The sequence below is a fragment of the Aquidulcibacter paucihalophilus genome, from assembly GCA_030285985.1.
Taxonomy (GTDB): domain Bacteria; phylum Pseudomonadota; class Alphaproteobacteria; order Caulobacterales; family Caulobacteraceae; genus Brevundimonas.
The window spans coordinates 2,524,819-2,549,016 of record CP127384.1 but is presented as its reverse complement, the minus strand read 5'-3'; the positions used below and the strand labels follow the sequence as shown (position 1 = coordinate 2,549,016).

Below are 24,198 nucleotides of genomic sequence, written 5' to 3'. Positions count from 1 at the left end.
GGCGTGCAGATGCGAACGCTTGAGAGCCGCAACCCGTTCATCCGGGGGCGATCAGAGATTGGCGGCCGCGAAGCTCCGGTCCTCGGCAGGACGCAGGGATGTCACCACATCGGCGATCGCCTCTTCCGCGAACGGACGGCGCGCCAGCAGGTCGCCGTAGACGTCCAGATAGCGCCGCGCCATGGCCGTGGCCGAGAAACGCAGGTCGAACCGGGCGCGGATCGCATGTCGATCCAGCAGGTGCGCGCGACCGGCCGCGGCAACGGCCTGTTCCAGCGTGTCCACGAGGAAGCCGGTCTCGCCGTCCTCGATCACCTCGGGCGTCGAGCCGCAGCGGAAGGCCACCACGGGCGTGCCGCAGGCCATGGCCTCGATCATCACCAGGCCGAAGGGCTCGGGCCAGTCGATTGGGAACAGCAGGGCATCCGCGCCGCCCAGGAAGGCGGACTTCTGGTGGTCGCCGATCTCGCCGACGAATTCGATCAGCGGATTGCCTTCGACCAGGGGGCGGATCACCGTCTCCCAATAGACCTTGTCCGCCGCATCGACCTTGGCCGCGATCTTGAGGGGCCGGTTCAGTTTGGTGGCGATCTCGATGGCGCGGTCGGGCCGCTTCTCCGGCGAGATGCGACCGAGGAAGGCGAGATAGCCCGCCGACTTCGGGGAGAACTGGTACAGCTCGCCGGGCATGCCGTGGTGTACCGTGGCCTTCCAGTTGACCAGCGGCAGGGGCCTGCGCTGGTCGTCGGAGATCGAGACGAGGCCGAAGTCGGGCCAGCGCCCGTAGACCTCGCCGATGTCCTTCATGTCCAGCCGCCCGTGCAGGGTCGTGATGGTCTTGTCGGCGCAGCGCGAGAAGAACGGGAAATGGACCATGTCGGTGTGGAAATGGATCACATCGAAGTCGTCGGCGCGTTTCAGCACCTCCGACAGCAGGGTCATGTGGGCCGCGAGGTCGGACTTCAGCGGAGCCGGGTCCAGCCGGATCGCCTGATCCCGGACCGGCACCAGCCGCGCCCGGGTCCGGGCGTCGGCGCTGGCGAAGAGGGTGACGTCGTGGCCCAGATCGACGAGGGCGTCGGTCAGATGGGCGACAACCCGCTCGGTCCCCCCGTAGAGTTTCGGCGGCACGGCTTCGTACAGCGGCGTGACTTGCGCGATCTTCATGGTCGAGGCTCCCGGCGCTCGCGGGGAGGCGAGGCGCCGGATCAGCAACCGTTTGATGGGCGCGAAGTTCCCGGAACGGGGATTTTTCCCGTGAAAAACCGGACCCTTACAGGGGCTTCAGTGTCCGTTTCCGGTCACTGCATCCCGGCGCGGACCTCGGCCCGCAGGGCGTCGATCGAGCGCAGGCCCTGGTCGGTCTTGAAGCGCCAGTAGGTCCAGCCGTTGCAGGCCGGGGCGTTCTCGAACAGGGCACCGAGCTTGTGGATCGAGCCGGTCAGTTCGCCGGCGACCAGCGAACCGTCGGCGCGGACGCGGGCCTCGCGGGTGCCGCGCGGGCAGTACAGCTTGTCGCCGGGTGCCAGCAGACCGGCCTCGACGAGCGCGCCGAACGGCACCTTCACCTCGGCCTTGCGCGAGCCCATGACCACCAGGTCCTCGGGCGCGGCGGGGATGACGGCCTTGATCCGCTTCTCGGCCACCTTGGCATAGGTCTCGTCGCGCTCGATGCCGATCCAGTGGCGGCCCAGCCGCTTGGCCGCCGCCCCGGTGGTGCCGGTGCCGAAGAAGGGGTCCAGCACCACGTCGCCGGGCCGGGTCGCGGCCATCAGCACGCGGTGCAGCAGGCCCTCGGGTTTCTGGGTCGGGTGGGCCTTCTTGCCTTCGGCGTCCTTGATCCGCTCCTCGCCCGTGCACAGGGCCAGGGTCCAGTCGGACCGCATCTGGACGTCCTCGTTGAAGGCCTTCAGGGCGTCGTAGTTGAAGGTGTAGCGCTTCTGGTCGCGGCTCCGAGCGGCCCAGATCAGCGTCTCATGGGCGTTGGTGAACCGCGTACCCTTGAAGTTCGGCATCGGGTTGGACTTGCGCCAGATGATGTCGTTCAGCACCCAGAAGCCGAGGTCCTGGATCGCCGCGCCGAGGCGGAAGACGTTGTGATAGCTGCCGATCACCCAGATCGAACCCTCGGGCTTCAGGATGCGCCGGCATTCCGTCATCCACTCGCGGGTGAAGGCGTCATAGGCGGCGAAGCTGTCGAACTTGTCCCAGTCGTCGTCGACCGCATCGACCTTGGAATTGTCCGGTCGCAGCAGGTCGCCGCCCAGCTGGAGGTTATAGGGCGGGTCGGCGAAGACCATGTCCACACAGGCGTCGGGCATGGACCGCAACACCTCGATGCAGTCGCCGCGATGAATGACGTCGGTCTTGAACTCGGACATGGAAACGCGGCCCCGTACAGCTTGAAGACCGAGTGGTGAATCATCGCGGTTAAGGCGGGGTTAGCTTGAACGAACTGTCTCCTCCCCGTCGCCGCAGGCGATGGGGAGGGGGACCGCCCGCGCGACTCAGCGCGGGGGGTGGAGGGGCCGAAGCAGGGAGCGCGTTTGGCACCCCTCCACCGCTTCGCGGTCCCCCTCCCCATTCGCTGCGCGAACAGGGAGGAGACGGAGCGACCAGCGGTGCCTTCATGCCCCGCAGCCCGGAACCGCCACATCCGCTCACGCTTTGTTACAGCCCCGGCCTCGCCTTCGCGGGCGCAGCACGTTAGTCAGGCCTGACAAGACGAGACTTCAGGGATCAGGCGATGACTCAGTGGGTGTACGGCTTCGGCGGAGGCTCCGCCGACGGCGATGCGTCGATGAAGAACCTGCTCGGCGGCAAGGGCGCGAACCTTGCCGAGATGTCCTCGCTCGGCCTGCCGGTCCCTCCGGGCTTCACCATCACCACGGAAGCCTGCGTCCACTACTATTCCAACGGCCAGACCTACCCCGCCGCCCTGGCGGACCAGGTCGCCGCCGGGCTGAAGAAGGTCGAGACCGTCGTCGGCAAGACCTTCGGCGACGCGACGAACCCCCTGCTGGTCTCGGTCCGCTCTGGCGCGCGCGCCTCCATGCCGGGGATGATGGACACCGTCCTCAACCTCGGCCTCAACGATGAGACGGTCGAGGGCCTGGCCGCCCTGTCCGGCGACCGGCGCTTTGCCTTCGACAGCTACCGCCGCTTCATCACCATGTATTCCAGCGTCGTCCTCGGCCTGTCGCATGATGACTTCGAGGAGGTGCTGGACGACCACAAGGACCGTCTGGGCGTCACCATCGACACCGACCTGTCGGCCGGTGACTGGGAGAAGGTCGTCGCCGACTACAAGGCCGTGGTCGAGGACCGGCTGGGCCAGCCCTTCCCGCAGGACCCGCATGACCAGCTGTGGGGTGCCGTCTCGGCCGTCTTCGCCAGCTGGATGAACGACCGGGCGAAATTCTATCGCCGCATGCACGACATCCCCGAGAGTTGGGGCACGGCGGTCAATGTGCAGTCCATGGTCTTCGGCAACATGGGCGAGACCTCGGCCACCGGTGTGGCCTTCACCCGCAATCCGTCGACGGGCGAGGCCAAGCTGTACGGCGAGTTCCTGATCAACGCCCAGGGCGAGGACGTCGTCGCCGGCATCCGCACGCCGCAGTCGCTGACGAAGGCCGGGCGCGAGGAGATGGGCGAGACCGCCCCCTCGATGGAAGAGGCCATGCCGGTCGTCTTCGCCGAATTCGTCGACGTCGTCGGGCGGCTGGAGAGCCACTACCGCGACATGCAGGACATCGAGTTCACGGTCGAACAGGGCCGGCTCTGGATGCTGCAGACCCGCAACGGCAAGCGCACCGCCAAGTCGGCGCTGAAGATCGCTGTCGATCTCGCGGCCGAGGGCGTGATCTCCGAGGAGGAGGCCGTGTCGCGCGTCGAGCCGTCGGCGCTGGACCAGTTGCTTCACCCCACGCTGGATCCGAAGGCCAACCGCTCGGTGGTCGCCGCCGGTCTGCCGGCTTCGCCCGGCGCCGCCACCGGCAAGATCGTCTTCGACGCCGACGAGGCCGAGCGGATGAGCCAGCTCGGCGACGCCGTTATCCTGGTGCGCGAGGAGACCTCGCCCGAGGACATCCACGGCATGCACGCCGCGCGCGGCATCGTCACGGCCCGGGGCGGCATGACCAGCCACGCCGCCGTCGTCGCCCGCGGCATGGGTCGCCCCTGCGTCTGCGGCATCAATGAGCTGTCGATCGACGACAAGGCGGGGACCTTCACTGCCCGCGGCCGGACGTTCCGGGCCGGCGAGATCATCACCATCGACGGCTCCAAGGGCGAGGTGCTGGACGGCGCCGTGGCCATGATCGAGCCCGAGCTGACCGGCGACTTCCAGACCCTGATGGCCTGGGCCGACAAGGTCCGACGCCTCAAGGTCCGCGCCAATGCCGAGACGCCGCTGGATGCGAAGACCGCGCGCGGCTTCGGCGCCGAGGGCATCGGCCTGTGCCGCACCGAGCACATGTTCTTCGACGACGCCCGCATTGCCGCCGTGCGCGAGATGATCCTCGCCGACGACGAGGCCGGTCGCCGTCTGGCCCTGGGCAAGATCGCGCCGTTCCAGAAGGCCGACTTCGTCGAGCTGTTCACCATCATGGCCGGCCTGCCGGTGACCGTGCGTCTGCTCGACCCGCCGCTGCACGAATTCATCCCGCACACCGACGCCGAGATCGATGCGCTCGCTGTCACCCAGGGCCTCGACGCCGCCAAGCTGAAGCGCCGGGCAAGGGAGCTGCACGAGACCAACCCCATGCTCGGCCACCGCGGCTGCCGCCTCGGCGTCGCCTATCCCGAGATCTATGAGATGCAGGTCCGCGCCATTCTCGAAGCGGCGCTGCAGGTGAAGCAGACGGCGACCCAGGCCCCCATCCCCGAGATCATGCACCCGCTGGTCGCTCTCGGGCTGGAGATGAAATATCTGCGCGAGCTGACCGACCGCACCGCCGAGGCCGTCTTCGCCGAGGCCGGCGACCGGGTCGAATACCTCGTCGGCACCATGATCGAACTGCCCCGCGCCGCCCTGCGCGCCGCCGACCTGGCCGAATATGCCGAGTTCTTCAGCTTCGGCACCAACGACCTGACCCAGACCACCTTCGGCATCAGCCGCGACGACTCCGGCCGCTTCCTGCAGGCCTATATGGACAAGGGCATCTTCGAGACCGACCCCTTCGTCCGGCTTGACCAGGACGGTGTCGGCGACCTGATCCGCATCGCCGCCGAGCGCGGCGGGGCCGCGCGCCCGGGCATCAAGATGGGTATCTGCGGCGAACACGGCGGCGATCCGTCGTCGATCGCCTTCTGCGAAGAGGTCGGCCTCGACTACGTCAGTTGCTCGCCCTACCGCGTGCCGATCGCCCGGCTGGCGGCGGCCCAGGCGGCGCTGGTGTCCCGGGGCGGCGAGGCGCGCGAGAAGGATCGCTAGGCGAACGTTGTCCGGCTCGCCACAAAACTGTCATCCTTGAAGTAACGCGGTCTGTGCTTCGCGCCACACAGTCGTAGTTATGTAAAAGCGCGCCTCTGGAACGCCGCCTTTCAGGGCCCATTTGGGTTTCGCTGGATGGGGCTGGTGACTGACGGTCACCACATCTAGAGGATACAAGAAACAATGCGTAACATTCTTCTCGCCACCGCCGCGCTTACTCTGATTGCCGCGCCGGCCATGGCCCAGAGCATCTCTTCCCCGCAGGTTTCGGGTTCGGTGGGCTACACCGTGCTGGACGGCGACGACGCCGACCTGGGCGCGATCACCGGCCGGGTGACCGCCAAAATGTCCCCGTATTTCGGCGTCGAGGGTGAAGCCTCGTTCGGCGTCAAGGACGACGACGTCACCGTCGGTGCCGTGACCGGCGACCTGTCCCATGAGTACGACGTCGCGGCCTATGGCGTCGCCACCCTGCCGATCAGCCCGAATTTCGAACTGTTCGGTCGCGTCGGCTACGGCACGACCCAGATCAAGGCTGACGTTGCGGGTTTCACCGCGACCGAAGACGGCGAGAGCGTCAACTACGGCGCCGGTGCCAACTATTTCTTCGACAACCAGAACGGAGTCCGCGCCGACTGGACCCGTCGCGACTTCACCGACGACAACGGCGGTGAGCTGGACACCTACGGCCTGAGCTACGTCCGCCGCTTCTAGGACCGGATGGCCTGAATGACGAAGGCGCGCATCCCTCGCGGGGTGCGCGCCTTTTCGTTGGCCGGTTTCAGCAAGGGGTCAGGCGACGCCGGGGTGCAGGGCCCAGCGCATCGAGCCCTCGCCGAAGGGTCTGAAGAACAGGTCGCGATAGCGTTCGAAGGCCTCGACGATCTTGTGGGCGAGGTCCTGGGCGACGGTCTCGCCGCGCTGTCGCTTCATGGCGGCGATGCACTGGACGACGTCGCGCTGGTGAGCTGAACCGCCCATGCTTCTGAGCACCGCGGCGATGTCCTGCGCCAGCGGATCGATCTGTTTCGCCCATGGATTGGTGTTCTGAGTCATGCGGGACGCCCCCTTGTTCTCGACACAAGCGAACCGGTCGCAAAATCTCGCGGACGATGCAAGCGTGACCGCGAATTCGTGATGAGGGGGAAAGTTCGGAGCCGCGACGGCCGAACGGCGTTCCTGTTCGATGACCTCATTTCGCTTCCTCATCCTTGTCGTTTTTGTCCTCGCCGGCTGCGGGCAGTCGGAGATCAATGCGCCGACCGATCCGGCCGCGCCGATCGACACGCCGGAGGCTGAAGCCCCTGCACCGACACCTCCGCCGGGCGTCGGCTCCATCATGCCGGGGTCAGGGCCGCAGACCTTCGTCGGCCGCTGGGCCGCCAATGCGGCCTGGTGCGCCAACCCTCAGGGACCCGAACGGCCCATCGAGATCACCACCACCCGGTTCGAGGGCTATGAGAACAGTTGCGGTATCCTGTCGATCAGCCAGGTCGCGGACGGCTATGAGGCGGTGCTGGCCTGCGCCTCTGAAGGCCAGACCTCGAGCGAACGGATCCGGATGGCGGTGCAGGGTGACAGCATGCGCCTGACCTGGCTGAACCGGAACAATGCGGTTATCAGCCTGGCGCGGTGTCCCACGCCGGCCGCCGCTACACTCCCGGTGCCGGCTCCCTAGTTGAACAGGAAGTTCATCACGTCGCCGTCCTTGACGACATAGGGCTTGCCCTCGGCGCGCAGCTTGCCCGCCGCGCGGGCACCGGCCTCGCCCTTGAGCTCGACGAAGTCCTCGAAGGCGATGGTCTCTGCGCGGATGAAGCCCTTCTCGAAATCGGTATGGATCACGCCCGCCGCCTGAGGGGCCGTGGCGCCGATCGGAATGGTCCAGGCGCGCGCCTCCTTGGGGCCCACGGTGAAATAGGACTGTAGGCCCAGCAGGGCGTAGGCCTCGCGGATCAGGCGGTTCAGGCCCGGTTCGGCCAGACCGAGGCTCTCAAGGAATTCGGCCTGTTCGGCCTCGTCCAGCACGGCCAGTTCGGAATCGATCTTGGCCGAGATGACCACGGCCTTGGCATTGTCCTGGGCGGCGCGGGCGGCGACCGCGTCGGACAGTTCATTGCCCTTGTCGGCCGAGTTCTCGTCGACATTGGAGACATAGAGGGCGGGCAGGGAGGTCAGCAGTTGCAGCATGTGCCAGGCCTTCTGATCCTCCTTGTCGACCTGGACCACGCGCGCGGGCTTGCCGGCGCGCAGGGGTGCCAGGGCCATGTTGATCAGGCGCAGGGTCTGCTGGGCGTCCTTGTCGCCGCCCTTGGCCTTCTTCTCGACGTTGACGACGCGCTTCTCGAGGCTTTCGAGGTCGGCCAGCATCAGTTCGGTCTCGATGATCTCGAGGTCCGAGATCGGGTCGATGCGGTTCTCGACGTGGGTGATGTCGTCATCGACGAAGCAACGGGCCACGAAGGCCACGGCGTCGCAGTCGCGGATGTTGGCCAGGAACTGGTTGCCCAGGCCCTCGCCCTTGGATGCGCCACGCACCAGGCCGGCGATGTCGACGAAGGTGATCCGCGACGGGATGATCTCCTTCGAGCCCGCGATGGCCGCCAGGGCCTCCAGCCGGGGCTCGGGCACGGCCACGTCACCCGTATTGGGCTCGATGGTGCAGAACGGATAGTTGGCGGCCTGCGCCGCCGCCGTCTTGGTCAGGGCGTTGAACAGGGTGGACTTGCCGACGTTGGGCAGGCCGACGATCGCGACTTTCAGGGCCATGGGGTTCTGGAATCCGGCGGGGCTTCGTGAGGCGCGAGCCTTTAGACCCTCAGGACGCGTTTGTCAGGTCCGTGCAGCCAACCCGGTCGCAACATTGCCCAGTTGCTGCGAAAATCCCTCGAACATGCCCGATACGATCTGGACGACCGCCGGGTCTGCGGTCGCGGGCGAGCCGGACCGGAACGGCGGGTCGGGGTCATATTCGCACATCAACTGTACGGCCTGGGCATAGGTCGGATCGCGGAGCAGGGCGATCAGCTCCAGCCCGAAATCCAGCCCTGCGGTCACACCGCCCCCCGTGATCCGGTTTCTGTCCCGCACGACGCGACCGTCCGTCGGCACCGCCCCGAAGGTCGCCAGATGGGGCTTGGCGATCCAGTGTGATGTCGCCCGGAAGCCGTCAAGGAGGCCTGCGGCCCCCAGGATCATTGATCCGGTGCAGACGGACGTCACCCAGGCCGCGCGCGAGCCGCGATCGGAGACAAAGGCCCGGGTGGCAGGATCGGCCATGGCCTGAAGTGTCCCTGCCGTCCCTCCCGGCGCGAACAGGACTGTCAGATCGGCGGGACAGGCGTCGAAGGTCGTTGTCGGCAGGATGGTGACCCCGGTGTCGGTGGTCACCGGCTCAAGGTTCCGGCCGACAATGTGAACTGTCGCTCCCAGCAGCGAGGCGAACATGTACTGGGGCCCGACGAGGTCGAGCAGGGTCATCCCCGGATAGGCCAGCATCGCGATCTGGTCGGGTTTCGACCAGGAGGGGGGAATGTCGTCCATGGTGTGGTCGGGTTCGACGGGCTCGCGGGAGTCCTGTGCGATGGCCGAGGCCGGATAGAGGGCGGCCAGAAAGCCCATCAGCAAGGCGGTTCGACGGTTCGAAACAAGCACGCTGATATCCTCTCTATTCTATGGCTGTGCAGATGAAGCGGCCGGGGCAGGTTGACCGACGGTCGCGGTCACCTCGACGGCCGGTGACGCCTCGAACGTCAGGGTCAGGGCGACTGTATCTCCTGCCACCAGCGGCTCCTTGACCCCCAGCAGCATCAGGTGATTGCCGCCCGGCGCAAGGGCCACGGTCTCACCCGCGGGAAGGGGCAGGCCCTCGCGGAGTTCGCGCATCATCATCATGCCGCTCTCGATCCGGCTCTCGTGGATCTGGACCAGATTGGCGTCAGGGCTGGCGACGCTGACCAGCCGGTCTGCGGTCGCACTGGTCAGGGTCAGATAGCAGCCGGTCATCTGGCGGCCCACCGGCGTCGGACGGCAGACGGCTCCCGAGACCTGCACCGTCGCCGGCTCGCCGCCGTCGTAGCTGCCCGAGTTGTTACAGGCGGTCAGGGACAGCAGGGCGAGAGCGAGAAGCGGGGAGCGGGTCATCAGATCAGGCCTTTGCGGCGGCAGACAATGTGGTCCCGGCCGTACAGCCGGGCCGGCGGCGAGGGAAGGGCGGTTAATCGCCCCGGTCGGCGTCCCGGGCCGCCTTCTCAGCCGCCTGACGGGGGCTGAATTTGGGAGCGGGGGCCAGGCGCATGACCTCGGCCTGGTAGCGGTCGTCGTCACCGGCAAGGGCGAAGGGCAGGGCGTTGGCGACGGCGTCCAGCATCGGTTCCAGCCAGGTCCGGTCGGCCTTGTGGAAGTCGCTCAGCACATGGCCGTGCACCAGTTCCGGCGCGCCGGGGTGGCCCACGCCCATGCGGGCACGGCGGAAGTCGGGGCCGAGCTGGCTGATCAGGCTGCGCACGCCGTTCTGGCCGGCCGCCCCGCCACCGGTCTTCATCCGGAAACGGCCGGGGGCCAGGTCGATCTCGTCATGGAAGATGATCACCGAGGCGGGCTGGACCTTGTAGAAGCGCGCCGCCTCGGCCACGGCCCGGCCGCTCTCGTTCATATAGGTCTGCGGCTTCATCAGCAGGATGCGCACAGGACCGCCGGCCGTCGCGACCTCGCCCTCGCGGATCACCGACTGGAATTTTGCCCGCTCGGGACCGAACGACCAGCGGCGCGCGATCTCATCGGCGGCCATGAAACCGATGTTGTGGCGGTTGCCCTGGTATTTGGGGCCCGGATTGCCCAGGCCGGCGATGATGATCATGGCGCGAGGTCCGGATAAGGAAACGGCCCCGTCCGTTTCCGGAAGGGGCCGTTCCAGTAGCAGTTTGTCGAAAGGCGATCAGCCCTCGGCGGTGTCTTCCGCGGCAGCTTCGCTGGCGGCCTGTTCGGTCGCTTCGACTTCGGCGTCGTGAGCATCGTCAGCAGCGGCCGAGATGGCGGCCGAAGACGTCTTGATCGCGGCGATCACGAAATCGCGGTCGGTGATGGTCGGCTCGACGTCCTTGGTGCCCTTGAGGTCGGTCCAGCGGATGGTGTCGCCCATCTTGTGGCCGGCCAGGTCGACGATCAGGTCTTCCGGGATGTGATCCGCGCGGACCTTCACCTCGACAGAGTGACGGACGACTTCCAGGGTCGCGCCCTGACGGAAGGCTTCGCACTTGTCCTGGTTGATGAAGTGCACCGGCACTTCGATCTTGATCGTCTGCGTTTCGTCGACCCGCATGAGGTCGAAGTGCAGCGGACGGTCGGTGACCGGGTCGAACTGGACATCGCGTGCGATGACCGGCTGCGATTCCGTGCCGTACTTCAGCGTCACCAGGTGACCCAGCAGCTTGCCGGTGTAGAGCGACTTGCGGAAGTCGCGCTCGTTCACCGAGATAGCCACGGGGGCCTTGTCGCCGCCGTACAGCACGCCCGGGACCATGCCCGCGCGGCGCGCGGCGCGAGCGCCACCAGTGCCGACGCCGCTACGGACGTCCACGTTCAGAATGATCTCGGCCATCGCCTCGCCTCAACAACACAAACGCCGCGCTGACCAGTCAGCCCTCGCGGCGGGGTCTCCGGACCCTGAATTCAAGAGCGCGGGTCATTACACGCCAACCGGGGCTGACGCAACCGCCCCAGGCGTCATTGCGACGCCAGAATGGAAACGAGCGTCAGCGCCCGCTGTTCAGGGCCGCGGTGGCGGACGCCGAAGCCGCCGCCGCGGCCTCGGCCACGGGCGTCTGAACGGGGGCGGAATCCGCCGCGCCGGCCACGGCTGTCTCCGAGGCTTCCACGGGCGCGGGGGTGATGTTCTGGGCCGTACAGGTGGCCAGGTCGCGGGCCACATGGCGGCCGACGCAGAACATGTCCTCGTAGCTGGGGCGTGACGCCGCCAGGCACTGGAACAGCATCAGCTTGGACATGTTGAGGCAGAACTCGCTGTTCTGCTCGACCGTCAGGGCCTCCGTATTGGCCCGGGCGTCCTCGCCACCGGCCCCGAGCGCGGCCAGGGCGGCGATGGACAGCGACCGGGCGATGGCCGGCGTATAGGGCGGGCCCGAGCGCGACGGGTTCAGCGACAGGCCGGCCCCCGAGTTGGCGGCGGCGAACAGGCGGGCGGATTCCTCGGCCGACGGCAGCATCTGCACCGCCGACAGGGCCTTGGCGCCTTCAAGTCGCGTCACTCGGTCGGTGATGTGGGCGACGGCCCAGCGACGGCGCGGGTCGTTGCGGGCCTGGATGGTGTAGGCGTCGGCCTCGACGGCGTCGGCGATGACCAGCATGGCCGCCGAATCGCGGCCAATGGTGCCGATGATCAGGCCGGCGGCCGCATCGGCGCCCGGCAGGGTGGCGGCATAGGCGGGGTCCGCCACGATGCGGTCGATCATCTGGCGACGGTTCGCGGGGTCGGCGGCGATCGCACGCACGCCCTGGACGAACTCCGGCGACTGCAGCGCCAGGATCGAACCGTAGGCGATCATGCCGCGCGACAGCTGGGCCGGCTCATAGGAGGCCCCGCGGCGGATGGCGGCCTGGATCGCCTCGGCGCTGGTGAAGCCGGCCTGGATGGTGCTCGCCTCGCGCATGAAGGCGACATAGATGGAGGCGGCCTGGGCCACGCCCTCGTTCAGACTGACGGCCGGCAGGGGGGCATAGACCGGGGCCGGAGGCGGCGGCGCGGGAGCCGGTTCAGGCTCCGGGGTCGCGCAACTGGCCAGAACGGCGGCGGCGGCTGCGGCAGCCAACGAAAGGCCGCGACGCGAAAGTGCCTTGAACATGCGAAATCCCCACAAGGACGCACGGCGCGTCGAGGCGCCGAAAGTTTGAAGGGCTTATAACGCGCGGAGAACCGTTTTCCGACCGTTAATCGAACAGCTTGGAGACCGATTCCTCGTTGGCGATCCGCCGGATAGCCTCTCCGATCAGCGGTGCCACGGAAACCGTGCGGATTTTCCCGCAGTTCAAAACTTCGTGCGGTTGCTCGATCGAGTTGGTGATCACCAGTTCCTTCAGCGGTCCGTCGGTGATCCGCTGCACGGCCGGACCCGAAAGCACCCCGTGGCTGATATAGGCCGACACCTCGGTCGCGCCCTTGTCCATCAAGGCCTTGGCGGCGTTAACCAGGGTGCCGCCGGAGTCGACGATATCGTCGAACAGGATGCAGCGCCGGCCCTGGACGTCGCCGATGATGTTCATGACCTCGCTCTCGCCGGCCCGGGCCCGGCGCTTGTCGACGATGGCCAGATCGGCGTTGAGACGGGAGGCGAGCGACCGCGCCCGCACGACGCCGCCGACATCGGGCGAGACGATCATCAGGTCGTCGCCGCGCGGATAGTGATCCTTGATGTCCTGGGCCAGCACGGGGGTGGCGACGAGGTTGTCGGTCGGAATGTCGAAGAAGCCCTGGATCTGGCCGGCGTGCAGATCCATCGTCAGCACCCGGTGCGCCCCGGCCCGGGTGATCATGTTCGCCACCAGCTTGGCCGAGATCGGTGTCCGGCCGCCGGTCTTCCGGTCCTGCCGCGCATAGCCGAAATAGGGCATGACCGCCGTGATCCGCCGCGCCGACGCCCGCACCAGGGCATCGGTCATGATCAGCAGTTCCATCAGATTGTCATTGGCCGGATAGCTGGTCGACTGGAGGACGAAGACGTCCTCGCCGCGGACATTTTCCTCAATGACCGCAAAGACCTCGTTGTCGGCGAACCGCTTCACCTGGGCCTTGGTCAGGGGCATGTCGAGGTGGGCCGCAATGGCCTGGGACAGAATCCGGTTGGAGTTGCCAGAGAGCAGCTTCATGTCCGGTCATCCTTTCGCCGTCATCGCCCGGCTGAGAATGCTTCCGCGGCGCTGGCGCGCTACATACCAGCGGACGGCCCGGCCACAAGGCGCAGCGCTTCAATTAGGTGCTCTTCTTCGTGCATTGGCGTGGGCAGGTTCGCTGGTGTAGAGATCGCGTCTCGTTTTTCGGGGGCGCCGACGGGGTCCGCACCCGCCGGCATTTCAAGTTGAGGTCGTCCTTGCCTGCTTCCAAATTCCGCGCCGGCCTGATCCTGGCCACCGTGGCGGCTTCGGCCCTGACGATCTCCGCCTGCGGCACCCGCCCCGAGCGGCCGCGCCTGGCCTATGAAGAACGGCCCGTCGAGGCGCTCTACAACACCGGCTACCAGCGCCTGCAGAGCAACCGCTGGGCCGATGCGATCGACTATTTCCAGGAAGTCGAACGCCAGCACCCCTATTCGGAGTGGTCGCGTCGCTCGATCCTGATGCAGATCTACGCCTACTATCAGAACAACAATTACGTTGAGGCCATCGCGGCCTCGGACCGCTTCATCCAGCTGTTCCCGGGCAATCCTTCGGCCCCGTACGCCTTCTACATGAAGGCCCTGTGCAATTTCGAACAGATCACCGACGTGGGCCGCGACCAGGGCTATGCCCAGGCGGCGCTGGACGGGCTGAAGGATGTGCAGCGCCGTTACCCCGGCACCTCCTACGCCATCGACGCCACGGTCAAGATCGACATGGTCAACGACCAGCTGGCCGGCAAGGAAATGGCCATCGGCCGTTACTACCAGCGCGCCGGCCAGCCGCTGGCCGCGATCAACCGCTACAAGGCGGTGATCGACAACGAAGCCTACCAGCGTACCTCGCACACGCCCGAGGCCCTCTACCGCCTGGTCGAGGTCAACCTCGAACTGGGCCTGAAGGAAGAGGCCACCCGCAACGGTGCCGTGCTCGGCTTCAACTATCCGGGCAGCCCCTGGTATGCCGAAGCCTATGCCCTGCTGTCCGAAGAGGGCCGGACCCCCGACGTCGCCCCGACCGCCCAGCGCGAAAGCTGGCTGCGCCGCATCATTCCGGGCTGACGTTTCCGATATGTTCCGCTAGTCTCGGGCTTTACCCGGGGCGCGAATGGCCAGCATTCTCCGGCGTCGCCCGAGAGACCGATTCGCTTTGCCTCATCCTGATCCCTGCGTTTCCGGCCCCGTGACCCTCGACGGACCGCGTCCATGCTGACCGCCCTCTCCATCCGCGACATCGTGCTGGTCGATGCGCTCGACCTCGAGGTCCATGGCGGCCTGACCGTGCTGACCGGCGAGACCGGGGCCGGCAAGTCGATCATCCTTGATGCCCTCGGCCTGGCGCTCGGTGCCCGGGCCGACGCCGGCCTTGTTCGCGCCGGCGCCAAACAGGCCTCGGCCACCGCCGTCTTCACCGCTCCCGACGACCCGGCCCTGATCGCCATGATCAGCGAGCGGGGCTTCGACGTCGCCCCGGGTGAGGAGCTGATCCTGCGCCGCACCCTCGCCGCCGACGGCCGCAGCCGCGCCTTCGTCAACGACCAGCCGGCGGGGGTCACCGCCCTGCGCGAGATCGGCCAGGCCCTGGTCGAGGTGCATGGCCAGCACGAGACCGTCGGCCTGCTGGACTGGAAGACCCACCGCGCCCTGCTCGACAACTACGGCGGCCTGCAGCCCCAGCTGGACGGCGTCGCCGCCGCCGCCGAGAAGCTCAAGACGGCCGAACGCACCGTCGCCGACCTCAAGGCCGCCGCCGCCGACGCCGCCTCGCGGGCCGAGGAACTGACGCAGAACCTCGCCGACCTCGACGACCTCGACCCGCGCGCCGACGAGGAGACCGAACTGGCCGGCGAACGCGCCATCCTCGGCGCCGCCGAGAAGGCCGTGGCCGACCTTGCCGACGCCCGCGCCTCCCTGGGCGGTGACAAGCTGTCCCAGAAGCTGTCGGCGGCCCTGCGCGCGGTCGAACATGCCCGGACCCGGGCCGGACAGGCGGGTACCGACCCCGAACACCCCCTGCTGCAGAAACTGGCCGCCGCTGCCGAGGCCATCGACCGCACCATGGTCGAGGCGGAAGAGGCCATCGCCTGCGTCGACGCCGCCGCCAACGCCTTCGACTTCGAGCCCGGCCGTCTGGACAAGGCCGAGGAGCGGCTGTTCGCCCTGCGCGCCGCCGCCCGCAAGCTGAACACCTCGGTCGACAGCCTGCCGACCTTGCGTCTCCGCTTCCGCGAACAGCTGCGCCTGATCGAGGACGGGGCCGAGGCCATCAGCGCCGCCGAACGCGCCGCCTCCGCCGCGCGCGAGGCCTATGACGTCGCCGCCATCCTGTTGACCTCCGCCCGTGAGGCCGCCGCCGACCGGCTGACCGCCGCCGTCATGGAAGAACTGGCGCCGCTGAAACTGGAGCGCGCCCGCTTCCGCGTCGGCTTCGAGCCGGTGACCGAGGGTCGTCGCGGCCCCCTGGGCGTCGAGACGGTCCGCTTCGAGATCGCCACCAACGCCGGCACCCCCTTCGGCCCGCTGGACGCCATCGCCTCGGGCGGCGAACTGGCCCGCTTCGCCCTTGCCATGAAGGCGGCCCTGGCCGGCCGCGAGGACCAGCGCCAGCCGGTGATGATCTTCGACGAGGTCGACCAGGGCGTCGGCGGTGCCGTGGCCTCCGCCGTCGGTGCCCGCCTGGAGCGCCTCTCGCGCGGCGCCCAGGTCCTGGTCGTCACCCACAGCCCCCAGGTCGCCGCCCGCGGCCACGCTCACTGGAAGGTCCGCAAGGCCGACACGGGCGGGATGACCATGACGACGGTGGATGCGCTGGACGATGAAGCGCGGCGGGAAGAGATCGCGCGGATGCTCTCGGGGGCGGTGGTCACGGACGAGGCGCGGGCGGCGGCGAGATCGCTGATCGGGTGACGGGAAGCGCCGGGGACGATCTGCTGTCGCTTTTCACCGCCGGGCACAGGCCCGGTCAGGGTGTGATGATGGCCGGCTCGGCCTGGCTTGTCACGGCGATGGCTTGAGGGGGGGGCAGCGTGAGCAGCTTCTATGATCGACAGATCCTGCCGCGTCTGATCGGCTGTGCCTGCGGTGCGAAGCCCATCCGCAGGCAGAGGGCGAAGATCGTGCCCCGCGCGCGCGGACGGGTGCTGGAGCTCGGCATCGGCGGCGGCCTCAACCTGGCCTTCTACGATCCCGACCGGGTGGAGAGCGTCACGGGCGTCGATCCCTCTGAAGGTCTGCGGGACCTGGCCGAGGACGCCCCTCGACCGGCAGGCCTGACGGTCGAGATCGTCGCGGGACGGGCCGAGGCGCTGCCGTTCGACAGCCGGAGTTTCGACACGGTCGTCTGCACCTTCACGCTTTGCTCGGTCCAGAACCCGGCTGCGGTCCTGGCCGAGGCCCGCCGGGTCCTCAAGACGTCGGGCACCTTTCTCTACAGCGAGCATGGCCTGTCGCCCGATCCCGGGGTGCAGCGGTGGCAGCGGCGCATCGAGCCCTTCTGGCACCCCCTGGCCGGCGGCTGTCACCTGACCCGTCCGGTAACCGCCTCGATTGAAGCGGCGGGCCTCGTCATCGAGCAAGTCGAGACGATGTATCTGCCCGGGACTCCCCGTGCGTTCGGCTGGTGTGAATGGGGCGAGGCCCGCCCGGGCTGACGGTCCTTCAGCCACCGCCCCCCGATCCGTCGTTCGCTGAAACGGGGCGCACCGTGTGCCGATCCGTCGCGGAAGGGTGCCCGGGACGCGGCCGCAGCTTGACCCATCCTGGAATTCGTGGCGAACCGGGCCGCCTAGACGGCGACACCGCGTGCCTGATCACCGCTGAGCGCGCCTTCCACAGGAGATTGCCCGGTGAAACGAGTTGCGCTGATCGTCTCGGCGGCGTTGGCCGTGGCGGCTTGTGCGTCCGCGCCTGACACTGCGAGCAAGCCGGAAGCCCGCTCCTATCTCGTGAGCGAGAACGCGTCGGCCGACGTGGACGCTGCGTTGGCGCGGGCCAGGCAGTCGGGCAAACGGGTCCTGTTGGTGATGGGAGCCAACTGGTGCGGCGACAGCCGCGCCCTCGCCGGTTGGCTGGCTACCGATCGCTTCGCCGAACTGATCGAACGCAAGTACGAACTGGTCTTCGTGAATATCGGAATGCCAAGCAGCGGTGATGGACACAATCTGGGCATCGCCACCCGGTTCGGCATTCAGGAGTTGCCGGGTCTGCCGAATGTGCTGGTGCTGACAGGTGACGGTGTTCTGGTGAACCCGACGACGGCAACCCGTTGGGGGAACGCCGGGAGTCGCACGGGCGACGCAATCTACGATGAGTTGGCAGCCTTGGCCGACCTGCAACTCTGAACCGGTAAGACCCGCCGACCAGGCGACAGCTGCTGGCAGTGGCCAGTGAGCTGGCGCGGCAGCGAAAACTGGCCGGCACGTTTCGTCAGCAGGGATTTGAGGAAGGCGTCTTGCAGCCACTCGCCAACCACATCCATCATGATCGACCGGAATACGATGGAGAGGCAGCAAGCCTCCTGGCTGAGTTTGATTGGCATCGGTCGCCACTACGACCCGAGGACGAGCAATAGTCAGGAGGTCCGCTTCGGGTCGGAAGCGGCCAATGGCCTGAGGGGCTGACTCCGGCGGTCCCGCACGGGCCGAACCCGCAGCATTGCGCCAGAACAAGGCGTCAGGCCGGTTCCGGAGGCACCGTGCACCCATGCCCGTCCGGTTCCGTTTCCGAGCCCGATCAGAACCGCGCCGGCCGGTTCACGGCTATCCAGTGACTGGCTGTTCCGCGGCTGACGGGTCTCTCACTGGCCTGCCGGTGGTTCCCGACCACCGATGACCGCGTCCCAGCTGCTCGGATATATTGGCTGGGCGGCGCTGATCCAGATCATCATCTGGGGCGGTCTCGGGGCCTGGTTGAGCCGTCGGCAGGTCAGCCCCCGGGCATCGCCGGAACCCGCTGCGGGGCCGCCATGGCGCGCATTCCGGATCGTGCGACGAACCCTTGAGGACCCGGACGGGTCCCAGTGCTCCTTTCACCTCGCTCCGGTCGACGGTCGACCCCTGCCGGATTTTCACCCCGGTCAGTTCCTGACGGTGTCCCTGACCCCTCCGGGCGAGGCGTGTCCGGTGGTCCGGTGCTACTCGCTGTCGGACCGGCCGGAACCCGGTCTCTATCGGATCACGATCAAGCGTGTCCCGTCTCCCCCGGAGCGACCGGATCTGCCGCCGGGTCGGTGCTCCGGCTATTTTCATGACCATGTCCAGGTCGGCGACACGATCCGGGTGCGAGGGCCTTCAGGTGCCTTTTACCTCGACCCGGACCCCGACCTGCCGGTGGTGATGATCGCGGGCGGCATCGGGGTCACGCCGATGGTCAGCATGTTGCGCTGGCTGGCCAGCACGACGCCGCAGCGCCGGGCCCATCTCTTCTATGCTGTCCAGAACAGCGCCGTGCACGCCTTCCGGCTGGAACTCCGCACGCTGTTCCAGTCCTGTCCGGCCCTTGATCAGACCGTCGTCTATGCCCGGCCCCTGCCAGGCGATGTGGAGGGTCAGGATTACGACCGGAAAGGCTTTGTCGATCAGGCGCTGGTAGAGCCGGTCCTGCAGACCCTTGGCCGCTGCGCCGTCTATGTTTGCGGTCCGCCGCCGATGATGGAAGCCCTGGTCCCCGCCCTGCGCCGTGCCGGGGTCGCCGAGGCCGACCTGCACTATGAGGCCTTTGGCCCGGCCTCGGTGCCGCGCCCGGCCCACATCCCGGCTGACGCGGGGGGCCTCCCGGTCGTCCGCCTGCCGGTGCGCTTCCTGCGGTCGGGCCGCACGGTGGACTGGACCGGCCAGGCCGGCACCTTGCTGGAGTTTGCGGAGAGCAACGGTATCGCCATCGACGCCGGTTGTCGGGCGGGCCAGTGCGGCAGTTGCGAGACCCGCCTCGTCTCGGGCGAGGTCAGCTACCATCAACGTCCGGACTGGGAGGTGGCGCAGGGCTACTGCCTGCCCTGCGTCTGCGCCCCGTCCTCGGCCCTGGAGCTGGACGCATGACCGGCTGGCGCGCGCATCTGGTCAGCCGCGAGGTGCTGCCCTTCTACCTTGCCCTGCTGATGCTGGGTGGCGGGGCGCTTCTCATCGATGCCCTGCTGCATCTTCTCCACCTGGTATGGATCGGTCGGTGGCTGGGCATTCCGGGGACGCTGCTGATCATCGGGTCGTTCGGCTACTCAGCGGCCCGCCGGAAATGGATCAAGGTCGCCTCGCCCGCAGGACTGCTCCGGCTGCACGAACGGATGGCCTGGGCCGGTTCCTTGCTGGTGCTGGTCCACGCGGGCATCCATTTCAACGCCATCCTCGCCTGGTTGGCCGTGTGGGCCATGCTGATCAACATCGCCAGCGGCCTGACCGGCAAATTCCTCATGAAGCGTGCGCGGTCACGGCTTGAGGCAGCGCGTGCCCGGCTGCAGGCGCAGGGGCTTTCCGACGTGGAACTGGAACAGAGCCTCCACTGGGACACCCTGACGTTTGACGTCGTCAAGCGGTGGCGGGCGGTCCACTATCCGGTCACGCTGGCCTTCGCGGTGCTTGCCCTGGCCCATATCCTGGCCGTCTTCTGGCATTGGAACTGGCGATGAAGCGGCCATGGATACTGGCGATCATCGCGGCCAACCTTGCGGTGCTGATCGCCCTCATATTCCTCTATCCGGACGCCATGATCAGCCCCGGCCGGCTGTCTGCGGGACATTCAGACCCACCCGTCGCCTGCGCGGCCTGCCACCTGCCGTTTCGGGCCGTGCCCGCCGAAAGCTGCACAGGCTGCCACGCGGTCGCGGCGATCGGCGTGTCGACCAGCGCCGGCGAGACCCTGATGCAGCCCCGCGCGAGGACGCCCTTCCACCAGGCCCTGGCCACAACGGACTGCCTGGCCTGCCACACGGTGCATGCCCAACCTCAGCTCAGTCACCCGAGCCGGCCGCGCTTTTCCCATGACCTGCTGAAGGCGGACATTCGTCCGCGGTGCGCAACCTGCCATGTTCCGCCCGCCAACGATTTTCACCGCACGGTGCAGGGCAATTGCGCGTCGTGTCACACGCCGGACGCCTGGACCCCCGCCACCTTCGATCACCAGCGCTTCTTCCCCCTGACCGGCCCGCACAATGTGCGCTGTGCGACCTGCCATACGGGCGGAGATCTCAGCCGCTACACCTGCTTCAGCTGCCATGAGCATCGGCCCGACCAGATTCTGGCTGAACACAGGAACGAGGGCATCCGCGACATCAGCGATTGTGCGCGCTGCCACCGGGGGGGACGGTCAGTGGGAGGCGAGGACGACGACTGATCGCCGGGTCGGCCAGGCCATCGCCGGCTCCAGGGCTTGCGTCCGCAACCCCACCGTCCGGGTGTGTCTTCTCGCCCCGTGTCTTCTCGCCCCTTGAGGACCGTGATCGTCGACTTTCGACCCTTGGGGGCGTGCGATCACCGCGCCGGAACCGCCCCGACGACCGTTTCTGACGCAGGCGCGTGCATAGTGGTGAAATGCCCGCCGGGCCTGGGTCTTTGACATTGCCGAACCCGCCGCCGCCACCGTCCAGGGGCCGGCGAACCCTGTCTCACAGGCCCGGCCGGTCCGGCAGGGATTGTCGGCGACTTTTTTGTCGGGAAAGCGAGACTATCGCCCCCCGCGAACTAGCCCCGCAGGACCTTCAGCAGCTGCGGGTGCAGGTCCGAGTTCGTGGCCAGGATCTGGGCCCCCGTCTCGGGGCGGCCCTCGCCGTCGATGGTGGTGACGATGCCGCCGGCCTCGGTGACGAACAGGATGCCCGCCGCCACGTCCCAAGGCTGGAGGTTGCGCTCATAGTAGGCGTCGTACCGCCCCGCCGCGACCCAGGCGAAGTCCAGCGCCGCCGAGCCCAGACGGCGGATGCCGGCGACGCGCTGGCCGATGGCGTGGATGTCCTTGATGGCCTGGGCGTGGCCGGTCTTGCCGATGAAGGGCAGGCCGGTGGCGATCAGGCTTTCCGACAGGTCGCGGCGCGCCGCGACGCGGATGCGCTGGTCGTTCAGATAGCAGCCCTTGCCCTTTTCGGCCCAGAACAGCTCGTTCATGACGGGGTTGTAGGTCACGCCCGCGACGATCTCGGAACTGCCGTCCGGCGCGGTCCGCTGCAGCCCGACCGTGATCGCGAAATGCGGCATGGCGTGCATGAAGTTGGTGGTGCCGTCGATCGGATCGACGATCCACAGGTGGGACTTGTCGGTCCCCTCGATCATGCCGCGTTCCTCGCCCAGGAAGCCGTAGCCGGGGCGGGCCTTCATCAGCAGTTCGTAGAGGGTGTCCTCGGCCTTGATGTCGGCGGCCGTGACGAAGTCGCCGGGCCCCTTGCGCGACACCTGCAGCTGGGCGACCTCGCCGAAGTCGCGCAGCATCGGCCGGGCGGTCTTGCGGACCGCGTCGATCATGACGGAAACGAGGGCAGAGGCGAGGGCCATGGGGATCTCCTGGTCCGCATGTCCTGAAAGGCGCTCAGCCCGGAGATGCGGAGAAGTTCAACGGCCCCGGATGGGGCCGAGTGGTTGGTGATTGGTGATTGGTGATTGCAGGTCAGGCGCCGCCGAGGACGCAACCAACCACCAACCACCAATCACCAACCACCCGCGTAGCGGCTACTCGGCGCGGCGAACGTACTCGCCCGTCGTCGTGTCGACGATGATCCGCTCACCCACGCCCATGTAAGGCGGGATCATGATGCGGACGCCGTTGTTGGCGATGGCGGGCTTGTAGGACGACGAGGCGGTCTGGCCCTTCACGGTGGGCTCGGTCTCGACGACTTCCAGCGTGACCTGGTCGGGCAGGGTCAGGCCGATCGGCCGGTCCTCGTGCATTTCGATGACGACCTTCATGCCGTCCTGGAGGTAGGCGACGCGGTCCTCACCGACCCAGTCCTTCTGCAGCTCGGTCTGCTCGTAGGTAGCGTCGTCCATGAAGACCAGGGCGTCGCCCTGCTCGTAAAGATAGGAGAACTCCTTCTGCTCCAGCGTGACGCGCTCGACCTTGTCTTCCGACCGGAAGCGTTCGTTCAGCTTGTTGCCGGTCTCGAGGTTCTTGGCCTCGACGTTGGCGAAGGCGCCGCCCTTGCCGGGCTTGACGTGGCTGGCCTTGGTCACGACCCACAGGCCCTTGTTGTGCTCAAGGACCATGCCGGGCTTGATGGTGTTGCCGTTGATCTTCGCCATGGGTGTCTCGGAAGGGATTGGGCGCAGCCTGCGACGGCGCGCGAACGGGCGCAGTCCCTAGAGGAAGCCGCGTCATCCGGCAAGGCGTGGGCCGTATGCGGGCGCTCAATGGACCGTCGGACGGTGCTCGGTCCTGCGCTGGATGAAGTTGGCGAAGCGGACGCGGCCGCCGGTTGGAGAGGCCAGCTTGCCCGCACCCTCGTCCAGCTTGCGGGCCTCGTGGGCGAAGGCCGCCGCCAGCCCCGCCGAGGACATGGCCGCCGCGATCTGCAGGCCCCGGCTGGCAGGCCGCATGGCGATCCACACCGCATTCAACGCCTGGGCCGCGGCCCAGAGGCCCAGCGCGGCCGTACGCTCAGGCCTCGATGGCGCGTTCCAGACACGGACGGCCGACAGGGTGGTGACCGAGAACACCGCCGGCAGGATCAGGCTCAACGGCCCGCGCGGCCGTTCGGTGATGGGGGCGTCATCATCGGCGAGCGTCTGCGGGCGGGGCTGCACGGTCCGGCTCGCGAACAGGGTCGCCGCCAGCGCAAAGCCGACGGTCACCGCCACGCCCAGCGCCACATGGCCGGCGTTGCGCTCGCCGATGTTGAGAAAGTCGGTCGCGGCGTTCTGGACGTCATCGAGTGCGTCGTCGATCGTGGTCATTCCGGCTCCCTCACGTAGCGGGAGCGGAATGAGCGGGCCCGGTCGTCAGTTCCCGGTCGCGCTCTTGTCCGGAGCGATTTCGGTCATGGCCGACTGCAGATAGTTCTGCTCGCCCAGCTGTTCGATCAGTTTGAACTGCGCCTCGAGGAAGTCGATGTGTTCCTCGGTGTCGTTGAGGATGCGCATCAGGAGGTCGCGGCTGACGAAGTCCTGGGCGGCCTCGCACTGGGCCACGCCGGCCTTCACCGTCTCGCGCCCGCCCAGCTCCAGCTGCAGGTCGGCGCCGAGGCATTCCACGGCGGTCTCGCCGATCTTCAGCTTGTGCAGGTCCTGCAGGTTGGGCAGGCCGTCGAGGAACAGCACCCGCTTGATCAGCATGTCGGCGTGTTTCATCTCGCCGATCGATTCGTCGTAGATGATCTGGCCGAGATGTTTCAGGCCCCAGCTCTCGAACATCCGGGCGTGCAGGAAATACTGGTTCACGGCCGTCAGTTCGTTGGTCAGCACCGCGTTGAGCGTGCGGATGATCGCGGGATCGCCCTTCATCGTCATTCTTTCCGTCAGCGGCGCGGCGGTCAGCCCGACCGTCATGAATCACCGTCTGTGAGCGCCTGTCTTAACACGCAAAACCGGGAAATGTTCACCTGCGAACACTTCTCACGACATTGAAAATGCGAATGAATCTCCCGTGAGGGAGGGCAGGGACTATTCAGCAGCCATGGCGAAGGACTGGCGCGTTTCCTGGATCATCTCGCGCATTTCGCAGACACAGCGGGCGCATTGCACGGCGCACTGGTTGCGGGCGAAGACATCACGCGGCCGCGTCGCGCCTGCCTCGATGGCGGCGGCGACGTCACGTTTGCGAAGGCCGTTGCAGTTGCAGACGTACACGGAAGGGCGGACCCGACTGATTGCGAATGGTTCGCTATAGCAGTTGGCGTGTGGAGAATGCAAGTCGTTCGCAGTGTGCGGTTGACCGATCGGTCCATCCGTCGCACTTCCGGGC

General features: G+C 67.5%; 25 protein-coding genes. 10 read left to right on the top strand and 15 right to left on the bottom strand.

Annotated elements, in window-relative coordinates:
• Positions 1–51: 51 nt before the first annotated feature.
• Together KB221_12445 and KB221_12440 are read right to left on the bottom strand one after the other, a co-directional pair.
• The gene (locus KB221_12445; GenBank protein ID WIY68886.1) at positions 52–1,167 is read right to left on the bottom strand and encodes a glycosyltransferase family 4 protein; all 1,116 of its coding nucleotides are present in this window, start codon (positions 1,165–1,167) and stop codon (positions 52–54) included.
• A gap of 134 nt (positions 1,168–1,301) precedes the next feature.
• Positions 1,302–2,381, bottom strand: a complete 1,080-nt coding sequence (locus tag KB221_12440; GenBank protein WIY68885.1) for a site-specific DNA-methyltransferase — start codon at positions 2,379–2,381, stop codon at positions 1,302–1,304.
• Between the two features lie 365 nt (positions 2,382–2,746).
• On the opposite strand from KB221_12440, the gene ppdK reads away from it, so the two are divergent.
• Positions 2,747–5,437 carry a pyruvate, phosphate dikinase gene (gene ppdK / locus KB221_12435; GenBank protein WIY68884.1) on the top strand — a complete coding sequence of 897 codons (2,691 nt, stop codon included), beginning with the start codon at positions 2,747–2,749 and terminating at the stop codon, positions 5,435–5,437.
• Positions 5,438–5,620: 183 nt separating this feature from the next.
• Positions 5,621–6,151: a porin family protein gene (locus KB221_12430; protein WIY68883.1), complete on the top strand. Its 531-nt coding sequence runs from the start codon at positions 5,621–5,623 to the stop codon at positions 6,149–6,151.
• A 78-nt stretch (positions 6,152–6,229) separates the two neighbouring features.
• On the opposite strand, the gene KB221_12425 is transcribed toward KB221_12430, so the two are convergent.
• A complete protein-coding gene (locus KB221_12425; GenBank protein ID WIY68882.1) occupies positions 6,230–6,493 on the bottom strand; it encodes a hypothetical protein in 264 nt (87 codons plus the stop codon).
• 130 nt (positions 6,494–6,623) lie between these two features.
• On the opposite strand from KB221_12425, the gene KB221_12420 reads away from it, so the two are divergent.
• Positions 6,624–7,115 carry a hypothetical protein gene (locus KB221_12420; GenBank protein WIY68881.1) on the top strand — a complete coding sequence of 164 codons (492 nt, stop codon included), beginning with the start codon at positions 6,624–6,626 and terminating at the stop codon, positions 7,113–7,115.
• On the opposite strand, the gene ychF is transcribed toward KB221_12420, so the two are convergent.
• The 7 genes from ychF to KB221_12385 all read right to left on the bottom strand — a co-directional run bounded on the left by ychF (position 7,112) and on the right by KB221_12385 (position 13,318).
• Positions 7,112–8,206 (bottom strand): redox-regulated ATPase YchF, encoded by a 1,095-nt coding sequence (gene ychF / locus KB221_12415; GenBank protein ID WIY68880.1) that lies wholly within the window; start codon positions 8,204–8,206, stop codon positions 7,112–7,114. The genes KB221_12420 and ychF overlap by 4 nt on opposite strands.
• A 63-nt stretch (positions 8,207–8,269) precedes the next feature.
• A complete protein-coding gene (locus tag KB221_12410) occupies positions 8,270–9,091 on the bottom strand; it encodes a DJ-1/PfpI family protein (GenBank protein WIY68879.1) in 822 nt (273 codons plus the stop codon).
• A gap of 18 nt (positions 9,092–9,109) precedes the next feature.
• Positions 9,110–9,580, bottom strand: coding sequence for a copper chaperone PCu(A)C (locus KB221_12405; GenBank protein ID WIY68878.1), 471 nt, complete (start codon positions 9,578–9,580; stop codon positions 9,110–9,112).
• Positions 9,581–9,653: 73 nt separating this feature from the next.
• Entirely contained in the window at positions 9,654–10,295 is a 642-nt protein-coding gene (pth, locus tag KB221_12400; protein ID WIY68877.1) for an aminoacyl-tRNA hydrolase, read from the bottom strand.
• A 78-nt stretch (positions 10,296–10,373) separates the two neighbouring features.
• Positions 10,374–11,036: a 50S ribosomal protein L25/general stress protein Ctc gene (locus tag KB221_12395; protein WIY68876.1), complete on the bottom strand. Its 663-nt coding sequence runs from the start codon at positions 11,034–11,036 to the stop codon at positions 10,374–10,376.
• A 154-nt stretch (positions 11,037–11,190) separates the two neighbouring features.
• Positions 11,191–12,297 carry a hypothetical protein gene (locus KB221_12390; protein ID WIY68875.1) on the bottom strand — a complete coding sequence of 369 codons (1,107 nt, stop codon included), beginning with the start codon at positions 12,295–12,297 and terminating at the stop codon, positions 11,191–11,193.
• 85 nt (positions 12,298–12,382) lie between these two features.
• Positions 12,383–13,318 carry a ribose-phosphate pyrophosphokinase gene (locus KB221_12385; GenBank protein ID WIY68874.1) on the bottom strand — a complete coding sequence of 312 codons (936 nt, stop codon included), beginning with the start codon at positions 13,316–13,318 and terminating at the stop codon, positions 12,383–12,385.
• A 221-nt stretch (positions 13,319–13,539) separates the two neighbouring features.
• Here KB221_12385 and KB221_12380 point away from each other — a divergent pair, with 221 nt between their 5' ends.
• The 7 genes from KB221_12380 (at position 13,540) to KB221_12350 (ending at position 20,646) form a co-directional block, all read left to right on the top strand.
• Positions 13,540–14,385, top strand: a complete 846-nt coding sequence (locus KB221_12380; GenBank protein WIY68873.1) for an outer membrane protein assembly factor BamD — start codon at positions 13,540–13,542, stop codon at positions 14,383–14,385.
• 144 nt (positions 14,386–14,529) lie between these two features.
• Positions 14,530–16,230 carry a DNA repair protein RecN gene (recN, locus tag KB221_12375; GenBank protein WIY68872.1) on the top strand — a complete coding sequence of 567 codons (1,701 nt, stop codon included), beginning with the start codon at positions 14,530–14,532 and terminating at the stop codon, positions 16,228–16,230.
• Positions 16,231–16,349: 119 nt separating this feature from the next.
• Positions 16,350–16,973 carry a class I SAM-dependent methyltransferase gene (locus KB221_12370; GenBank protein ID WIY68871.1) on the top strand — a complete coding sequence of 208 codons (624 nt, stop codon included), beginning with the start codon at positions 16,350–16,352 and terminating at the stop codon, positions 16,971–16,973.
• A gap of 195 nt (positions 16,974–17,168) precedes the next feature.
• Positions 17,169–17,663, top strand: a complete 495-nt coding sequence (locus KB221_12365) for a thioredoxin family protein (GenBank protein WIY68870.1) — start codon at positions 17,169–17,171, stop codon at positions 17,661–17,663.
• 486 nt (positions 17,664–18,149) lie between these two features.
• Positions 18,150–19,358, top strand: coding sequence for a 2Fe-2S iron-sulfur cluster-binding protein (locus KB221_12360; GenBank protein WIY68869.1), 1,209 nt, complete (start codon positions 18,150–18,152; stop codon positions 19,356–19,358).
• Positions 19,355–19,942, top strand: a complete 588-nt coding sequence (locus KB221_12355; protein ID WIY68868.1) for a hypothetical protein — start codon at positions 19,355–19,357, stop codon at positions 19,940–19,942. Before KB221_12360 ends, KB221_12355 begins: the two co-directional genes overlap by 4 nt.
• Positions 19,939–20,646: a hypothetical protein gene (locus KB221_12350; GenBank protein WIY68867.1), complete on the top strand. Its 708-nt coding sequence runs from the start codon at positions 19,939–19,941 to the stop codon at positions 20,644–20,646. The genes KB221_12355 and KB221_12350 overlap by 4 nt, the downstream gene beginning before the upstream one ends.
• Before the next feature lie 347 nt (positions 20,647–20,993).
• On the opposite strand, the gene KB221_12345 is transcribed toward KB221_12350, so the two are convergent.
• From KB221_12345 to KB221_12325, 5 genes are all read right to left on the bottom strand, one after another.
• On the bottom strand, positions 20,994–21,797 hold the full coding sequence (locus KB221_12345; GenBank protein WIY68866.1) for an inositol monophosphatase family protein: 804 nt from the start codon (positions 21,795–21,797) through the stop codon (positions 20,994–20,996).
• A gap of 174 nt (positions 21,798–21,971) precedes the next feature.
• On the bottom strand, positions 21,972–22,541 hold the full coding sequence (gene efp, locus KB221_12340; GenBank protein WIY68865.1) for an elongation factor P: 570 nt from the start codon (positions 22,539–22,541) through the stop codon (positions 21,972–21,974).
• 105 nt (positions 22,542–22,646) lie between these two features.
• The gene (locus KB221_12335) at positions 22,647–23,192 is read right to left on the bottom strand and encodes a tryptophan-rich sensory protein (protein WIY68864.1); all 546 of its coding nucleotides are present in this window, start codon (positions 23,190–23,192) and stop codon (positions 22,647–22,649) included.
• Between the two features lie 45 nt (positions 23,193–23,237).
• Positions 23,238–23,738 (bottom strand): bacterioferritin, encoded by a 501-nt coding sequence (gene bfr / locus KB221_12330; protein ID WIY70922.1) that lies wholly within the window; start codon positions 23,736–23,738, stop codon positions 23,238–23,240.
• Between the two features lie 159 nt (positions 23,739–23,897).
• A complete protein-coding gene (locus KB221_12325; protein WIY68863.1) occupies positions 23,898–24,083 on the bottom strand; it encodes a (2Fe-2S)-binding protein in 186 nt (61 codons plus the stop codon).
• Between the last annotated feature and the right edge of the window lie 115 nt (positions 24,084–24,198).

Coding starts and splice junctions, on each gene's coding strand:
- KB221_12445 (WIY68886.1), bottom strand. CDS start 1,167: ATGAAGATCGCGCAAGTCACGCCGCTGTACGAAGCCGTGCCGCCGAAA.
- KB221_12440 (WIY68885.1), bottom strand. CDS start 2,381: ATGTCCGAGTTCAAGACCGACGTCATTCATCGCGGCGACTGCATCGAG.
- ppdK (WIY68884.1), top strand. CDS start 2,747: ATGACTCAGTGGGTGTACGGCTTCGGCGGAGGCTCCGCCGACGGCGAT.
- KB221_12430 (WIY68883.1), top strand. CDS start 5,621: ATGCGTAACATTCTTCTCGCCACCGCCGCGCTTACTCTGATTGCCGCG.
- KB221_12425 (WIY68882.1), bottom strand. CDS start 6,493: ATGACTCAGAACACCAATCCATGGGCGAAACAGATCGATCCGCTGGCG.
- KB221_12420 (WIY68881.1), top strand. CDS start 6,624: ATGACCTCATTTCGCTTCCTCATCCTTGTCGTTTTTGTCCTCGCCGGC.
- ychF (WIY68880.1), bottom strand. CDS start 8,206: ATGGCCCTGAAAGTCGCGATCGTCGGCCTGCCCAACGTCGGCAAGTCC.
- KB221_12405 (WIY68878.1), bottom strand. CDS start 9,580: ATGACCCGCTCCCCGCTTCTCGCTCTCGCCCTGCTGTCCCTGACCGCC.
- pth (WIY68877.1), bottom strand. CDS start 10,295: ATGATCATCATCGCCGGCCTGGGCAATCCGGGCCCCAAATACCAGGGC.
- KB221_12395 (WIY68876.1), bottom strand. CDS start 11,036: ATGGCCGAGATCATTCTGAACGTGGACGTCCGTAGCGGCGTCGGCACT.
- KB221_12390 (WIY68875.1), bottom strand. CDS start 12,297: ATGTTCAAGGCACTTTCGCGTCGCGGCCTTTCGTTGGCTGCCGCAGCC.
- KB221_12385 (WIY68874.1), bottom strand. CDS start 13,318: ATGAAGCTGCTCTCTGGCAACTCCAACCGGATTCTGTCCCAGGCCATT.
- recN (WIY68872.1), top strand. CDS start 14,530: ATGCTGACCGCCCTCTCCATCCGCGACATCGTGCTGGTCGATGCGCTC.
- KB221_12360 (WIY68869.1), top strand. CDS start 18,150: ATGACCGCGTCCCAGCTGCTCGGATATATTGGCTGGGCGGCGCTGATC.
- KB221_12355 (WIY68868.1), top strand. CDS start 19,355: ATGACCGGCTGGCGCGCGCATCTGGTCAGCCGCGAGGTGCTGCCCTTC.
- KB221_12350 (WIY68867.1), top strand. CDS start 19,939: ATGAAGCGGCCATGGATACTGGCGATCATCGCGGCCAACCTTGCGGTG.
- KB221_12345 (WIY68866.1), bottom strand. CDS start 21,797: ATGGCCCTCGCCTCTGCCCTCGTTTCCGTCATGATCGACGCGGTCCGC.
- efp (WIY68865.1), bottom strand. CDS start 22,541: ATGGCGAAGATCAACGGCAACACCATCAAGCCCGGCATGGTCCTTGAG.
- KB221_12335 (WIY68864.1), bottom strand. CDS start 23,192: ATGACCACGATCGACGACGCACTCGATGACGTCCAGAACGCCGCGACC.
- bfr (WIY70922.1), bottom strand. CDS start 23,738: ATGAAGGGCGATCCCGCGATCATCCGCACGCTCAACGCGGTGCTGACC.